Here is a 15,552-nt window from a genome sequence, read left to right on the forward strand (position 1 = left end):
CAGCCCCTCCCGGCGAACCGACGGGCGGGGCGGGATGTCGCTCGGGCCCGCAACGGGTACGGTTGCGGGAAGGCTCCGACGTTCGGGGTCGGCGTGGTCCGCCGCGACCGACTGCCCAGCGCCGGGCGCGAGGTATCCCTCTGGGGGAGGTGCGATGATCCTGCTACGCCGGGTGATCGGTGACGCACTGCGAGCGCGCCGACAGGGGCAGCAGCGCACGTTGCGTGAGGTCTCCACCGCCGCCAACGTCAGCCTCGGCTACCTCTCCGAGATCGAACGGGGGCACAAGGAACCGTCGAGCGAGCTGCTCGCCGCGATCTGTGACGCCCTCGGCGCCCGCCTCTCCGAGCTGCTGCGTGAGGTGAGCGACACCGTGGCGCTCGCCGAGCAGATGCCCGAGGTGCTCGTCTCGATGCAGGACGAGCCGGCCGACGCCGCAGCCAAGAGCACCAACCGTGGTGTCCGTCAGGTCACCTCCGACGGCAAGGTCGCTGTCTCGGTCCGCCAGGACTCGCCGCTCAAGGCCACCTTGCGCAGCACCCGGGTCCGCCCGACCGAGCGCGACCGGGACGTGGTCTGCGCCGCCTGACCCGATCCGGTTGACCATGGGCGGGGTGGCCCCGGCCGCGTAGGGTTGCTCGCAGGAGCCGCCGGTGCTGTCGACCGCCCGGTACGGATGCCTCATTGGCGTTCGGCTGGGACGATGGAGACCGGCCGGTAACGGTCGGTCGGTTCAGCCGGCCCGGCCCTGGTGGAGCGACGCTACTGAGGGGATACCACGGAGATGGCGAACCCGTTCGTCAAGGGTTGGAACTACCTGATGGCACTCTTCGGTGCGAAGATCGACGAGCATGCCGATCCCAAGGTGCAGATCCAGCAGGCCATCGAGGATGCCCAGCGGCAGCACCAGGCGCTGGTCCAGCAGGCTGCCGCGGTGATCGGCAACCAGCGTCAGCTGGAGATGAAGCTGTCCCGGCAGATGTCCGAGGTCGAGCGGTTGCAGGGCAACGCCCGGCAGGCCCTGGTGCTGTCCGACCAGGCCCGGGCCAAGGGCGACGAGGCCGAGGCGGTGCGCTTCGAGCAGTCCGCGCAGACGCTGGCCAGCCAACTCGTCTCCGCCGAGCAGGCCACCGAGGACCTGAAGACCCTGCATGACCAGGCGCTGGGTGCCGCCGCCCAGGCCCGCCGAGCGGTCGAGAACAACTCGATGATCCTCCAGCAGAAGCTCGCCGAGCGCACCAAGCTGCTCAGTCAGCTGGAGCAGGCCAAGATGCAGGAGACGGTGGCCCGCTCGCTGGAGTCGATGTCGTCGCTGACCGCGCCGGGCACCACCCCGTCGCTGGACGAGGTGCGCGACCGCATCGAGCGGCGGTACGCCAACGCGATGGGCCGCGCCGAACTGGCCGGCAACTCCGTCGAGGGCCGTATGTTGGAAATCCAGAAGGCCACGATCGACTCGGCCGGCTCGGCCCGGCTGGAGCAGATCCGGTCCAGCATGGCGGGGGAGCAGCTCGGCGGCGCGACCCAACGACCGGCCGTGCCACAGGCCGAGAAGACCGGCCCGGCCAACGACCCGACGGCCGCCGCCCGGCTGGACGAACTGCGCGCCAGCATGGCTCGCGAGCGGGGCACCGGCGACCCGACCGCTGCCGGCTGAACGACCGGACCGAGGAGGTCACTGTGGCAGACGAGCGGACCCGGTACTTCCGGCGGCTGGGTCGGCTTCGCCGGTCGGCCCGACGGTGGAGCGTGCTGGCCGGTGGGCTCGGCGGGGCGGCGGCGGTGCTGACTCCGTACGCCGGCCTTGGTCTGCCCGACGCGGCCTGGGCCGGCGCCGCGGGCAGTGCCATGGCGCTCGCCGCCTGGCGTTGGATCGACGTGCGCGCGCTGGCCGCCCAGCCGGCGCCCCCCGAGCTCGACCCGGCCGAGGCGGCAGCCCGGTCGCGGGCCCGGTTGATCGCCGCTGTCGAGCGGCTGCCGGTCGGCCCGGGCGTGCTGGCCGAGGTGCGCCGGGTCCGTTCCCGGATCGCGCTGCGCGGCACCAGCGCCGGGGAGCAGTGGGCCCGACTGGACCGGGCGGCGCTCACCCTGGCCGGGATGGCACCCCGGCTCACCGGGCTGGCCGAGCCGGCGGTCCTGGAGGCCGCCGCCGCCGACCGCTCGCTGCGCGACCTGGCCGCCCGGGTGGCCAGCGTCGAACGCGCGCTGCGGTTGGCCCCGGCCGACGCTCGGCCGCCGTTGGCCGAGGCGCACGGCGCGCTGACCGCTCAACTGGAGGGTGGGGTGGCGGCGTACGAACGGCTGGTGGTCGCCGCCGCCGGCTATCTGGCCGAGGACTCCCGACCGGAGACCGCCCACCCGGCCGCCGACCGGCTCACCGAGGCGACCGACCTGCTGCACGGGGTCGCCGGTGCCCTCGCCGAGCTGCGGGCCGTCGGCACCCCGCTGCGCGCGCCGACGCGCTGACCTGGGGCACCCGGGACCGGCCCGACGCCCTGACCGGCACCCCCCGGGACCGCGCCCTGACGCCCTGACCGGGCACCCGGGGACCGCGCCTCGGCGCGATGACCGAGGCACCACCGCGACCGCCGCCCCGACCTCGGGCGGGTCACTGTGGTGTCGTCACCACGACCGGCCCGGTGTACGGCGAGGTGCCCACGACGTTGAACGACCGGATCCGGTAGTGGTAGGTGACGCCCCGGGAAAGACCCGTGTTGGTGAACCCGCGACCGGTCACCGTGAAGGTGGCCACCTCCTGCTCGAAGGCCGGGTCGAGGGCCCGCTGCACGGTGAACCCGGACCCCGGGCCGCCGGGGGTGCTCGCCGCCCAGGCCAGGGTCACCGTCGCGGTGTCCGGTCCCGGTGCGCTGGCGGCGGCGCTCACCCCGCTGGGGATGCCCGGTGCGGGTGGCGAGGTCACCGTGGCGACCGTCGACCACGCCGAGGCCGCGCCCAGGTAGGTGGTCCGCACCCGGTAGTAGTACGTGGTGTCCGGTGCGACCGTGGCGTCCAGGTGGTTGTCGCCGACGCCGATCGCCGTGGTACCCGGGCCGCTGGTGAACGTCGGGTTGGTGGCCCGTTGCACGTCGATGCCGGTGGCGAACGACCGGTTCGTCCAGCGCAGCGCCACCCGCAGCGGCGCGGCCGGCGGGAGCGTCGCCACCAGACCGCTCGGCGCGGCCAGGTGCACCGAGGCGGGCACCCCGTTCGACCAGGACGAGTAGCTGACCGCGTTCTCCGCCCGGATCCGGTAGTGGTAGGTCACCTCGGGGGTGACTGTCGCGTCGGTGTAGCGGGTGGCGGCGGCCGCGACGGTGATCGTGGTGACGTCGCCGCCGAAGGTCGCGTCGGTGGCCCGTTGCAGCAGGTGGCTGGTGGCGGCGGGTCGCCCGCCGTTGCTGGTCCAGGCCAACGCGATCGCGGGTAGCGCGGTGGCTGAGCCGGGCACCGGGGTGGCGGTCAGCCCGGTCGGTGCCTTCGGTGCCACCCGCAGCACCAGCGGTCGGGTCATCCCGCCGTCTCGATGACCGGCGAGCTGGCTGTGCCAGCGGTACTCCCAGCCCAGGTTGACCAGTTGGTTGACCACCGTTGCGGGTCGCCCGTCGGCCGGGCTGACGGGCGTCGAGCCGGTCCGCGCGCCGGCCGGGCGACCCGGGTCGAGCAGCCGGACGCTGTCGCCCAGCTTGAACGGCAGCACCGGCGCGACCGGTCGCAGCGCCACCACCACGTCCTCCCGGGGGTTGACCCGGACGATTCCCTTCCAGCCGAGCTCCGTGCCGTGCGGGAGTCGCAGCGTGCCGTCCCAGCCCACCCGGTTGATCACCTGTAGGTCGCAGCCGTCGACCTGCAACGGCTCGGTCTGCCGGACGTTGCCGCTGATCCGCCAGAGTTGCGTGCCGTCGGTGGGGGCGCCCACCGGCACGGCGGTGTCGGTGGCGAAGAGCACCTCGGTGACCGGGTCGGTCACACCGAGCGGCAGCGCCGTCTGGTGGAGCGGCCCGGCGTGCGGGTGCCCGACGCCGAGCCGGCCCACCAGCCGGCCGTGGTCCGGCTCGAAGATCTGCTGTGCGGTCTTGACCGCGATCGGCAGGGTCACCGGGCCGGTGCCGGCTGTCGGCGTGAACGTCACAGTGGTGGCGTGCACCGGCACCGTCGTCTGCGCCGCGGTCCGGGTGCCGAACGCCGGGTCGTACGCCGGCTGCGGGACGATCGGCGGGCGCTGGCTGGCCGCGTACGCCTGGGGTAGGCGTTCGCGCAGCCGGTTCAGGTCGTACGGCGGCGCGGGCGTCCCGGCGACCCGGAACTGGAGCAGGGTGCGGGTGTTCGGGCCGTACCCCGGTTCGGTTGGCGGCGGGCCGCCGTCGACGCTGCGGTCCGGGGCGTCGGTGTGCTGGTCGTAGCGGGGGTCGAAGCCGGGCAGTGGGGCCGGGGCGTCGTTGTACAGGATCAGCGTGGTGCCCGGTGGCACGGCGGAGAAGTCGACGAGCACGTCGGCCCGCTCACCCGGGGCGAGCAGCAGGGTGTGCCCGTCGACGTTCAGCACTGTCGGGTCGAGCCGGTCGTACCGGTAGCCGATCGGTCGGTTCGGCAGCACCACCGGCGCCGGCAGGAGGCCGGCCTCGTTGCCGATCTGGATGAACTCCGGGCCGGCGGCGCTCGGGGCCGGCACACCGCCGTCGCGTCCGTCGGTCGGCCACCCCGCCGGACGGTCCGCCGCGCGCGCGGCGGGCACCATCGGCACCTCGCCGACGTCGGGGTCGGCGAGCGCGCCGTCGACCGTCCACATCGCCGCGTCGGAGCGGGCGCGGTAGAGCTGGAGGTTGAGGCTGCGGTCCAGGCAGGCGTTGAGGATCCGGAACCGGTACGTGCGCGGTCCCACCTCCAGGTACGGGTAGGCGACGCCGTTGACGAGCGGGGTGTCGCCGTACGCCTCGGGGACGGCCGACGGGTGCGGCACGCCGGGGCTCAGCGGCGGTTCGTTCGGGGCGCCGACCGGGTCGTGGTACGGGTTCGGCACCCAGCCGTCGGCGTGGGCGTCGTGCGGGGCGGAGTCGCGGGTCCAGGGGCCGTAGTCCCACCGGCCGGTGAGGTTGCGTCCGCCGGACCGGTAGGGGTTCTGCCGGGGTTGGTAGACGTGCGGGTGCCAGAGGCTTCCTCGGGCACCCCACCGTTCCCGGTCCCAGGTCGGGTCCTCGGCGGCGAGTTGGGTGTCGTCCGGAACGAACGTCTTGTCCTCGATCACCAGGGGCACCTGGTCGGCCGGTAGCACCGCGTCGGCGACGAGCTGGTCCTCGGCCGGGTCGGTGAGCAGGTAGAGCGCGAGCTGTCCGGCGTAGACGGTGAGCCGGGCCAGGCCGAGGGTGTTGTCGTGCAACCACAGCAGCCGGCCGCTCTGCTCGTTCGGGAAGTAGAGGGTGGTGGCCCCGGCGCCGGGTGCCGGCATGTCCGGCACGTGGGCCAGGCCGGGTCCGGTCGGGTACGGGGTGATCTCCCCGGCCGGGGTGATCCACTGCCCGGGGTTGCCGGCGCTGGTCCAGCCGGTCTGCGCCCCGGCCAGGTGCAGCACGGCCCGGTTCTGCGGGTAGGGCGCCGGCCCGTCCAGCGGGCCGAGGCCGGCCCCCTCGATGGTGTCGTCGACCGGCAGGAACAGTTCGCCGGCCCGGCCGGTGGGGAGTTGGTTGATGAACTTCACCCGGACCGGTCGGCCTCGACGGGCGAGGATCATCGGCCCGAGGTGCCAGGGGCGCTCCGGCGGCACCAGGGTGTTGTGTCCGGCCGGGTCGGTGCCCAGGTTGAGCTGCCGGTAGCCGCGCAGCCGGGTGGCCGGCAGGTCCCGGTGCAGGCGCTGGGCGTACTCCTGTAGGCCGATCTCGTAGTAGTCGCAGCCCGGATAGCTGATGGTGTCCGGTGCGGCCACCGGCAACCGGCTGCCGAGATCGCCGTGGCCCGGCTGGCCGGGCAGGGGCAGCGGGTCGACGAACTTGCGCAGCCCGGTCCCGGCTGCCACCTGCCCGTCGGGGTCACGGGTCGGACGAGGGCTGTGGGCGAAGTTGGGCACGGGCCCGAAGTAGCGGGGCACGACGGCCGGGTCCAGGCTCGGTGTCGCAACGGCCTCCTCGGCGGTACGCGCGGCCGGCACGGACGCCACCCGGCCGTTGGCGCTGGCGTCGGTGTCGCGGGTGGTCCGCGCGAAGAAGGTGGAGCGGAGCCTGCGGAACATCGCCATGACTCTCCCCGGTTCGGGGCGCGAGGTCCGCCACCCCGGCGTGGGGAACCTCGGCACTCTGCTGACGGTCGGTGAGCGCTCAACCGCAGCATGCGACTCCGGCGGCCGGTTAGGAATTACCCAATCGTCCGTTTCTGCGATGGATCCTGTCTGGTGAGAGCCTGGTCAGCCGGATGGCGGCGGGCCCGGGCGCTCGGGCTGGCAGACCGGGCACCAGTAGGTGACCCGTTCGCCCAGCTCCTCCTTGCGGATCGCGGTGCCGCAGCGGCGGCAGGGCTGGGCGCGGCGGCCGTACACGTAGCTGGTCTGCCCCCGGTGCAGCGAACCGGTGCTGCTCTGCGTCCACCGACCGCGGTTGGCGGCGAGCAGCCGTTGTGCGAGGGCCACCAGGCCCGGCAGGTCGGGCACCTCGACGACCGGGGTCCACGGTGACACGCCACGCAGGAACAGCACCTCGCACTTGTAGAGGTTGCCCACGCCGGCCAGGTTGCGCTGGTCGAGCAGCGCCTCGCCGATGGTCTGCTCCGGGTGGTCGGCGAGCCGACGGACCGCCTCGGCCGGGTCCCAGTCCGACCCGAGCAGGTCAGGGCCGAGGTGACCGACCAGTTGCTCCTCCTCGGCGGTCGGCACCAGGGTCAGGTCGTGGAGGTGGTAGCCGACCGCGACAGCGCCGGGGCTGCGCAGCACCACCCGGATCAGGTGCGCGGGTCGGCCGCTCCAGCGTTCCCCCGGGGCGTACGCCCGCCAGGCGCCGTCCATCCGCAGGTGGGAGTGCAGGGTCCAGTGCTCCTCGGTCGGGGCGCTGAGCCGCAGCAGCAGGTGTTTGCCCCGGCTGGCCGACTCGCGGACGGTCCAGCCGGTGAGATCCGTGGTCGCGAGTTGCGGAACCCGGAAGTCACTGCCGGTGATCCGCGCGCCGGTCAGCGCGCGGTGCAGCACGCGCGCGGTGTTCCAGACGGTGTCGCCTTCGGGCACCCTGCCATCCTCCCTCTGTCGAGCAAGATTCGCATGTGTCGCTATTTGTACACAGGTTCCTCATGATCTCCTGACATGCGAAAGTCAGGGGGTTCTGAGGAGAATGCCCATGACGCGACCGCGTTGTCGTATCCCATCCGTCGCCCTCATCGCCACCCTCGCCCTCCTGCTCACCGCAGCGCTCCTGCCCGCCACCGGTAACGTCCCGGCCGCCCCCGCCGGTGCACCGATCGCCCTCGTCGCCGCCGCACCCGGCGACGAACGATGGAGCGCCGACCTCACGATCGTCGACCGCGACGATGTCAACGTCCGGCGCACCGCCGCCGGCCTGCGCCTGCGGGAGGCCCGGTCCACCGGGCGCGGCGCCCGCAGCCCGCACAGCGCGGTCGCCGAAGGGATGCTGCTGACCGCGCCCCGCACCCTCGCCCGGCCGGCCACCCGGGTCCGCGCCGAGATCAACGCCGCGATCCCGGCCGGGGCGACGGTGGAGGCGCAGGTCCGCGGCTGGCGGGCCGCCGGCTGGACGGAGTGGCGGGCCGCCGGCGCGGTCTTCGACCGGCCGGTCCTGCGGGTGCAGACCCGGGTGGTCCTCACCGCCCCCAATGGTGGCGCGACGGCGACGGTACGCGGCGTTCGGCTCACCGCCGACGCGAACGCCGCCGTGTCCGCCGCCACGCCCGGCCGCACCTACCGGGTGTACGCCACCCGCATCGGGCTGGTCGGTGAGCTGACCGCCAACGGTCGTACCGTGCAAACCCGGGACCACTTCGCGGCGCTGCCGTCGCGGCGCGGTCTCTCCCCGCTCAACACAGGCGACTACACCGTGCGGGTCTGCACCACCAGCGGCTCCCGCTGCGAGTACGCCCCGGTCTGGGACGTCGGACCGTGGAACACCCGCGACGACTACTGGAACCCCTCATCGGTGCGGGAAAACTGGAAGAACCTGCCGCAGGGGCGGCCCGAGGCGCAGGCCGCCTACCAGACCGGCTACAACGGCGGACGGGACCAGTTCGGGCGGACCGTGCTCAACCCGGCCGGCATCGACCTGGCCGACGGCACATTCTGGGACGGGCTGCGGCTGACCACCAACGCCTGGGTGGACGTCGCCTACCTGTGGACCGGAGGCGGGCCGCGCGGCGTGGTCGGTGACGGGCCGCTCAACATCCGCACCGGGGCGAGCACGTCGTACGCGGTCCGTGGTCTCGCCGCCCAGCTGGCCCACGTGCCGATCCAGTGCTACGTCACCGGCCAGTCCGTCGCCGGCCCCTACCGCACCACCACCCGCTGGAACCGCCTGGCCAGTGGGCAGTACGTCAGCCACGCGTACATCTCCAGCGTGTACGGCGGCAGCGTGCCGGCCTGCTGAGCCACGCTCACCCCGTCGGGCGCCGCGTCAGCGTCAGGGGCGCTCGTCGGGACGAGCCGTCCGCACCATGTCCTGGTAGCGCGGGTGGCTGGCACCGTAGACGGCGTAGTTGAGACGGGCGTGCGTGAGGCTCAGGTCGCCGTTGGGGCCACCCCGGACGGCGTCGGCGTCGGCGTCGGTCTGACCGTCGTCGGTCCAGAAACAGACAGGGCAGGTCCCCCCGCCGGTCCGGGATGCACAGCAGGGACAGCCCACAGGAACCACATGCTCACCCACCGGAGAAGCATTCCACAGTCGAACATCCGCCCGAAACCCGCAGGAGGTCCCCCGGAGACGCCGCGAGGAGGTCTGCGGCCCGCCCGCCGTTGACAGCGACCGCGACCAGACCGGCCGAGTCGACGTACGTCACCAGGCCACCGGCCGGGGCGTCGCCGAAGGTCCGCCCGTGCACCGCCGCATGGACTGGCGCGGTGTCCGGCGGACCAACCCGGAGCGTGGCCGGCAGCGGGTCGAGCAACTCGGCAGGTGCGGCCAGTTGGACGTTGCCGAAGTGGTCCACGGTCAACACCTCGGCGGTGAATCCGTCGGCGTCCCGGGTCACCGTCGGCGTCGGCAGCCGCACCAACCCGGCCGGGTCGACCGGCGGGCCCGCCTCGGCGAGCGGCGCGCCGAGCGCCAACCGGGCCGCCACCGGCGCGAAGACGTCCCGGCCGTGGAACGTGCCGGACACCCGGGCGGCCAGCCAACGCGGCTCGGTCAGCTCGACCGCGTCGGTCACCCCACCGAGCGCGGCGGCGGCGTCCACGAGCAACCCGTTGTCCGGGCCGACCAGCAGCCCGCCCGGGGCGGCCAGCGCGACCCCCCGCCGGGCGGTGCCCACGCCCGGGTCGACCACCGCCACGTGCACCCCCACCGGCAGGTACGGCACGGTCTGCGCCAGCACCGCGGCACCCCGCCGGACATCGCCCGGCGGCACCAGGTGGGTCACGTCGATCACCCGGGCGGTCGGCGCGATCCGGGCGACGACCCCGTGACAGGCGGCCACGAAGCCGTCGGTGAGGCCGTAGTCGGTGGTCAGGGAGATCCAGGGCACGGCGGACATGCCCGCAGGCTAGTGGAACCAGGCGTGCTGGCGGATACGAGACAGCGCAGTGACCGACCGGCCCCTCCCGTCGCCGGACGACGTTGGGCAGACTGCCCTGGTGACAATTCGGAGCCTGCCCGCCGTCGGAATCCTGCTGGTAGCCGTAGCCGTCACCGCCGGCTGCGGCGGTGACGACGCCGACCCGTCGAGCGCGGCCCCCACCGCCTCGTCATCCTCGGCCCCGGCGGCGACCGCTCTCCCGAGCGCGCCGACGCCCTCGGCGGTGCCGCCCACCGCCAGCGGTGCCGCGACCCCGGCGGCCCCGCCGGCGGCCCCGCCGTCCGTCGCGCCGGAAGGGCCCACGCAACGCCGGCCGGCCAGCCCACCACCGGTGGTGCTGCCCCAGCGCCCGACGGGTGCGCCCGGGGCCACCCAGGTCATCATCGCGTTCAAGGCCGCCGGCCTGAAGGTGTCGCACCCGAAGGACCGCTCGGTCGACTGTGGGCCGGACGGCCTCGGCCTCGGCTGCTCCGAGCTGATCGCCACCGACGCCGTCACGGTGTACGTGTTTCCCGACGAGACCAGCGCCAGCGACATCGCCGAGACGTGGGGCGGCCAGTCGTACCGGCGCGGTGCGGTGGTGCTCAACTACCTTGAGGCGAAGACCCCGGCCGCCGACCGGTCCCGCTACGAGAAGGTGCTCAACGGCCTCGGCTGAGCACCACTCACAGGAGGGGTGGCTCCGGCCGCCGCCGGGTCAGCCGCGCAGGCGCAGGCCACGGGGGGTGGCCCGGAAGCCGGCAGCGGTCAGCGCGTCCCGCAGCGGCGAGGAGTGCACCGCCTCGCCGTCGGCCCGCTCCACCGACATCGCGCCCAACGCCCCGGAGTGGACGGCGTCGGCGAGCGCCTTGCCGGCCGCGGCGAGCATGTCGGTGTCGTCGCTGAAGGAGAGCAGCGTCCGACCGCCGCGTTCGACATAGAGGACGAGGTCACCGCCGACCTGCACCACCAGGGCGCCCGCCTTGCGGCCGGCCCGGTGCCCGGTCGCCGGGGTGGCCCCGTCGCCGGAGTCGACCACCCGTTCCGGCCAGGGCAGCGCCGCGCCGTACGGGTTGGCCGGGTCCGTCGCGGCGAGCACGGTGGCCCCCGCGCCCCGCCCCCGGGCACCGTCGGTCGGCTCCGCCAGCGCGCGCAGCCGGTCCACCGCACCGGGTACGGCGAACTGTGCCGCGCCGAGCCCTTCGACGAAGTAACCCCGGCGGGCCGCGCCGCGCTCCTCCAGCGCCGACAGCACCGGGTAGACCGCCGAGAACCCGCCGACCACCTGCTCGGCCATCACCGCGCCCCGGGTGACCACCCCGTGGCGCTCAAGCAGCAGGTCGGCGAGCGCGGCGGCCCGCCGGGTCGGATCGAGATCCCGTTCCGGGAGACGTGACCAGCGGCCGGCGACCGTCGGCGGGCCACCGCGGGTCGGCAGCGCCACCCGACCGGGCCGCCGGTAACGGGTGCGGGGCGCGGACGGCCGGGAGCGGTGGGCGCCGCCAGCGCCGAGCACCGTGCGCAGCGGGGCCAGGGTGTCGTTGGTGAGGTGCCCGGCCCACACCAGATCCCAGATCACTGCGGTCAACGCCGCGTCGTCTGTGGAACCGACCCGGCCGGCCAGTGGGCGGAAGAACAGCGCCTGCCCGTCACCGAGCGCGTCGAGCACCGCATCGTGCAGCGGGGTGCGGGTCAACGCCTCGTCGGGCGGCGGGAGCAGCAGTGGCGCGGCGTCCGCGTACGCCAGGGTGACCCAGCCGTCACCCCCGGAGATCGCGCCCGACCCGGCCCAGACCACCTCGCCGCTGGCGCACAACTCGTCGAGCTGGGCGGGGGAGTAGTCCGCGACCCGGGCGGGCAGCACCAACCGCTCCAGGGCGGACGCCGGCACCGCCACGCCCTGCAACTGCTCCACCGTGGCGGCGAGCGCCTCCACACCCCGGGCGGACGAGCCGACCTGCTGCCAGCGGGGCAGGAACGCGGCCAGAGCCCGGGGCGGCACCGGTTCGATCTCCCGGCGCAGCGCCGCGAGCGAGCGGCGGCGCAGCATCCGCAGCACCTCGGCGTCGCACCACTGGGCGCCGGCCGAATCCGGGGTGAACTCCCCGGAGACCACCCGCCCGGTGGCCCCCAGCCGGCGCAGGGCCTGCTCGACGACGAAGACGCCGAGCCCGAACCGGGCCGCGCAGCTGGCCGCGGCGAACGGCCCGTGGGTGCGGGCGTAGCGGGCCACCAGGTCACCGAGCGGATCGGCCACCGGGGCGAGGTACGCCTCGGCCACCCCCATCGGCAGCGCCACGCCGAGGGCGTCACGCAGGCGGGCGGCGTCCTCCACGCCCACCCAGCGCTGCTCACCAGCGATCCGGACCCGAAGCACCCGGCGGGTCGCCTCCAGCTCACTGAGCCACGCCTGCGGCGCACCCCGCTCGGTCAACTCGGCGTCGCTCAGGTCACCGAGCACCCGCAGCAACTCGACGACGTCCTCGGCGTCGCGGGGGCGGCGCTGCTCGGTCAGCCACCGCAGTTGCCGGTCGGTCTCGGTGAGCACCGCCGGGTCGAGCAACTCGCGCAGGTCGACCCGGCCGAGCAACTCGCCCAAGAGAGTGGAATCGAGGGCGAGCGCGGCGGCGCGGCGCTCGGCGAGCGGGGCGTCGCCCTCATAGAGGAACGCGCCGACGTAGCCGAAGAGCAACGACCGCGCGAACGGCGACGGCGCGCTGGTCTCCACCTCGACCAGCCGCACCTTGCGGGCGGTCAGGTCGCGCATCAGCCCGGCCAGCGCCGGCTGGTCGAAGACGTCCTGGAGGCACTCCCGGGCGGCCTCCAGGGTGACCGGGAAGTCCGCGTACTCGCGGGCGACGTCGAGCAGCTGCGCGGCGCGTTGGCGCTGCTGCCAGAGCGGTTGGCGGCGGCGCGGGTCGCGACGGGGCAGCAGCAGCGACCGGGCGGCGCACTCCCGGAAACGGGCGGCGAAGAGGGCGGAGGTGCCGACCGACTCCTCCACCAGTTGGGTGATCTCGTCGGGCTCGAAGACCACCACGTCGGCGCCGGGAGGCTCGTCGGCGGTGTCCGGAAGTCGCACCACGATGCCGTCGTCGGAGGGCATCACCTGGGCGTCCACCCCGTAACGCTCGGCCAGCCGGCGACCCACCGCGAGTGCCCAGGGACCGTTGACCCGGGCGCCGAGCACGCTGTGCACGGCCAGCCGCCAGTCGCCCAGCTCGTCGCGGAACCGTTCGACCACGACCGTGCGGTCGTCGGGCAGCGAGCGGGTGGCCTCCCGCTGCTCGCGCAGGTAGGCCATCAGGTTGCTGGCGGCCCAGTCGTCCAGCCCGCCGTCGCGCAGCGCGGCCAGTGCCGCTTCGTCGGTCTGTCGCAGCAGGGTGCGCACCCGGGCGCCGATGGCCCGGCCCAGCTCGACCGGCCGGCCCAGCTGGTCGCCCTTCCAGAACGGCATGCGCGCGGCCTGCCCCGGCGCGGGCGAGACCAGCACCCGGTCAGGAGTGATCTCCTCGATCCGCCAGGAGGAGGAACCGAGCAGGAAGACGTCACCGACCCGGGACTCGTAGACCATCTCCTCGTCCAGCTCACCGACCCGGGCAGCCCGCTCGGCCCCGGCCAGGAAGACCCCGAACAGGCCCCGGTCGGGGATGGTGCCACCGCTGGTCACCGCGAGTCGCTGCGCGCCGGGGCGGCCGGTGAGCAGGTCGGTGGCCCGGTCCCAGACCAGTCGGGGGCGCAGCTCGGCGAAGGCGGTGGACGGGTAGCGGCCGGAGAGCATGTCCAGCACGGCGTGCAGCGCCGAGTCGGGAAGCTCGGCGAAGGGTGCGGCCCGGCGGACCAGCACGGCCAGGTCGCCGAGCGCCCACGGCTCCAGCGCCACCATCGCGACGATCTGCTGGGCCAGCACGTCCAGTGGGTTGCGTGGGTAGTGCAGCTCCTCGATCGCGCCGTCGGTCATCCGTTCGGCGACCACCGCGCAGGAGAGCAGATCGCCGCGGTGCTTGGGGAAGACCACCCCACGGGAGACGGCGCCCACCTGGTGCCCGGCCCGGCCGACCCGTTGCAGCCCGGCGGCCACGCTCGGCGGCGCCTCGATCTGCACCACCAGGTCGACCGCGCCCATGTCGATGCCCAGCTCCAGGCTGGAGGTGGCCACCACCGCCGGGAGCTGGCCGGACTTGAGCGCCTCCTCGATGTGCTTGCGCTCCTCCCGGGAGACGCTGCCGTGGTGGGCGCGGGCGATCACGGGCGCCGCGCCGGTTGCCGCACCGGACTGAGCCATCACCTCGGCGGGTGGACGGTTGCGCACCGGGCTGGCGGGACCACCCCAGGGCTGCGTGTCGCCCGCCGCCGGGTCGTCGCCCGCCGACAACCCCTCCGGTACGACGATCGCGCCGTCGTCCGAGGCCACCGCCTCGGCGGCCAGCTCGTTGAGGCGGGCGCAGAGGCGCTCGGCGCTGCGGCGGGAGTTGGTGAAGACGATTGTCGAGCGGTGCTGCCCGATGAGGGTGAAGACCCGTTCCTCCACGGCCGGCCAGATCGACGCCCGACGTGGCCCGGGGCCGCCGAGGTCGTCCTCCGGTGGCTGTTCCTGCTCGTCCAGGCGGGTCATGTCCTCCACCGGGACCTGCACGCTGACCTCGATGGTCTTCGGGGTGGCCGGCTGCACCACGTCGACCGGGCGGGCGCCGCCGAGGAACTGCGCGCAGGCGTCGATCGGCCGGACGGTGGCCGAGAGCCCGATGCGCTGCGCCGGGGCGGGCAGCAGCTCGTCGAGGCGTTCGAGGGAGAGGGCGAGGTGGGCGCCGCGTTTGCTGCCGGCCACCGCGTGCACCTCGTCGACGATCACCGTCTGGATGCCGCGCAGCGAATCGCGGGCCGCTGACGTGAGCAGCAGAAACAGCGACTCGGGGGTGGTGATGAGGATGTCGGGCGGGGTGCGGGCGAAGGCTCTCCGCTCGTCGGCGGGCGTGTCGCCGGTGCGCATGCCGACGGTGATGTCGGGCGGTGCGACGCCGAGCCGGGTGGCCGCCTGCCGGATGCCGGCCAGCGGGGCGCGCAGGTTGCGCTCCACGTCGACGGCGAGGGCCTTGAGGGGGCTGACGTAGAGCACGCGGCACCGCTGACGGGCCTCGGTCGGTGCCGGCTCGCGGGCGAGTCGGTCCAGTGACCAGAGGAAGGCGGCGAGCGTCTTGCCGGAGCCGGTGGGCGCCACCACCAGCGCGTTGCGACCGGCGGAAACCGACTGCCAGGCACCGGTCTGCGCGGCGGTCGGAGCGGCGAATGCGTTGTCGAACCAGGCGCGGGTGGCCGGGCCGAACCCGGCGAGCACCGCGCCGGCGTCTGCGTCTGCCCCGGTCACCGGTTCATCGTGCCCCGCCGGTCCGACATCTACGAACGCGTCACGACGGAATGGGCGAGCAAATAGCAAAAAGCGTGGAACGTGCGCTTAATACGTTAAGTCTCACTTAACTGCTTGCTTCTGAGGAGCAACATAAAGTAACTTCACTCGCAACGCGAACCGGGGTGAGGGGATGTGATGGCCAGCGAGCAGCACACCGTCGAACCGGGCACCGACGTGCTGATCCGCAAGGTCGACAGCCACCTCGCCGCGCTCCGCGCCGGCCTGCACGGCCCCGAGCTCGAGCTCGCCGAACGTCTCGCCCGCTGCCTGCGCGAGCTGGTCCTCTGCACCGCCCAGGCCAGCGCCGCCGACCGGGGCCAGGTCCGCGTCGCCGTTCACTACTTCGTGCTGCGTCGCGAGAGTCGGGGCCGGTTGCTCTCGGTGCGATCGCTGACCGCCGCGGAACGCGTGGTCGACCGGGTCGCCCGCCAGCTCGGTCGCCCCGATCTGCTGAC

At 74.1% G+C, this 15,552-nt stretch carries 11 protein-coding genes; 6 read left to right on the forward strand and 5 right to left on the reverse strand.

Annotated elements, in window-relative coordinates:
* Window positions 1-154 precede the first annotated feature (154 nt).
* From DLJ59_RS32090 to pspM, 3 genes are all read left to right on the forward strand, one after another.
* Window positions 155-589 carry a helix-turn-helix domain-containing protein gene (locus DLJ59_RS32090; protein WP_124777697.1) on the forward strand — a complete coding sequence of 145 codons (435 nt, stop codon included), beginning with the start codon at window positions 155-157 and terminating at the stop codon, window positions 587-589.
* 195 nt (window positions 590-784) lie between these two features.
* Entirely contained in the window at window positions 785-1,657 is an 873-nt protein-coding gene (locus tag DLJ59_RS32095) for a PspA/IM30 family protein (protein ID WP_124777699.1), read from the forward strand.
* A 23-nt stretch (window positions 1,658-1,680) separates the two neighbouring features.
* Window positions 1,681-2,466: a phage shock envelope stress response protein PspM gene (gene pspM / locus DLJ59_RS32100; RefSeq protein ID WP_124777701.1), complete on the forward strand. Its 786-nt coding sequence runs from the start codon at window positions 1,681-1,683 to the stop codon at window positions 2,464-2,466.
* Window positions 2,467-2,608: 142 nt separating this feature from the next.
* Here the strand turns inward: pspM and DLJ59_RS32105 are convergent, their stop codons facing one another.
* Entirely contained in the window at window positions 2,609-6,226 is a 3,618-nt protein-coding gene (locus DLJ59_RS32105) for a hypothetical protein (RefSeq protein ID WP_124777703.1), read from the reverse strand.
* A 165-nt stretch (window positions 6,227-6,391) separates the two neighbouring features.
* Window positions 6,392-7,201 (reverse strand): DNA-formamidopyrimidine glycosylase family protein, encoded by an 810-nt coding sequence (locus DLJ59_RS32110; protein ID WP_124777705.1) that lies wholly within the window; start codon window positions 7,199-7,201, stop codon window positions 6,392-6,394.
* A 109-nt stretch (window positions 7,202-7,310) separates the two neighbouring features.
* Here DLJ59_RS32110 and DLJ59_RS32115 point away from each other — a divergent pair, with 109 nt between their 5' ends.
* The gene (locus DLJ59_RS32115; RefSeq protein WP_124777707.1) at window positions 7,311-8,567 is read left to right on the forward strand and encodes a hypothetical protein; all 1,257 of its coding nucleotides are present in this window, start codon (window positions 7,311-7,313) and stop codon (window positions 8,565-8,567) included.
* 33 nt (window positions 8,568-8,600) lie between these two features.
* On the opposite strand, the gene DLJ59_RS32120 is transcribed toward DLJ59_RS32115, so the two are convergent.
* Together DLJ59_RS32120 and DLJ59_RS32125 are read right to left on the reverse strand one after the other, a co-directional pair.
* Window positions 8,601-8,843, reverse strand: coding sequence for a CPCC family cysteine-rich protein (locus DLJ59_RS32120; protein ID WP_238671784.1), 243 nt, complete (start codon window positions 8,841-8,843; stop codon window positions 8,601-8,603).
* The gene (locus DLJ59_RS32125) at window positions 8,836-9,669 is read right to left on the reverse strand and encodes an SAM hydrolase/SAM-dependent halogenase family protein (RefSeq protein WP_124777709.1); all 834 of its coding nucleotides are present in this window, start codon (window positions 9,667-9,669) and stop codon (window positions 8,836-8,838) included. Before DLJ59_RS32125 ends, DLJ59_RS32120 begins: the two co-directional genes overlap by 8 nt.
* 100 nt (window positions 9,670-9,769) lie before the next feature.
* On the opposite strand from DLJ59_RS32125, the gene DLJ59_RS32130 reads away from it, so the two are divergent.
* Window positions 9,770-10,369 (forward strand): hypothetical protein, encoded by a 600-nt coding sequence (locus DLJ59_RS32130; RefSeq protein ID WP_124777712.1) that lies wholly within the window; start codon window positions 9,770-9,772, stop codon window positions 10,367-10,369.
* 39 nt (window positions 10,370-10,408) lie between these two features.
* On the opposite strand, the gene DLJ59_RS32135 is transcribed toward DLJ59_RS32130, so the two are convergent.
* On the reverse strand, window positions 10,409-15,055 hold the full coding sequence (locus DLJ59_RS32135; protein WP_124777714.1) for an ATP-dependent helicase: 4,647 nt from the start codon (window positions 15,053-15,055) through the stop codon (window positions 10,409-10,411).
* 177 nt (window positions 15,056-15,232) lie between these two features.
* Here DLJ59_RS32135 and DLJ59_RS32140 point away from each other — a divergent pair.
* A partial coding sequence (locus tag DLJ59_RS32140) for a hypothetical protein (RefSeq protein ID WP_124777716.1) occupies window positions 15,233-15,552 on the forward strand: 320 nt, incomplete at its 3' end.

It is taken from the genome of Micromonospora inaquosa (assembly GCF_003857055.1).
GTDB classification, from domain to species: domain Bacteria; phylum Actinomycetota; class Actinomycetes; order Mycobacteriales; family Micromonosporaceae; genus Micromonospora; species Micromonospora inaquosa.

What these genes read in the sequence shown, in the direction of transcription:
- DLJ59_RS32090 (WP_124777697.1), top strand. Translation starts at nt 155, where the DNA reads ATGATCCTGCTACGCCGGGTGATCGGTGACGCACTGCGAGCGCGCCGA.
- DLJ59_RS32125 (WP_124777709.1), bottom strand. Translation starts at nt 9,669, where the DNA reads ATGTCCGCCGTGCCCTGGATCTCCCTGACCACCGACTACGGCCTCACC.
- DLJ59_RS32115 (WP_124777707.1), top strand. Translation starts at nt 7,311, where the DNA reads ATGACGCGACCGCGTTGTCGTATCCCATCCGTCGCCCTCATCGCCACC.
- DLJ59_RS32095 (WP_124777699.1), top strand. Translation starts at nt 785, where the DNA reads ATGGCGAACCCGTTCGTCAAGGGTTGGAACTACCTGATGGCACTCTTC.
- DLJ59_RS32105 (WP_124777703.1), bottom strand. Translation starts at nt 6,226, where the DNA reads ATGGCGATGTTCCGCAGGCTCCGCTCCACCTTCTTCGCGCGGACCACC.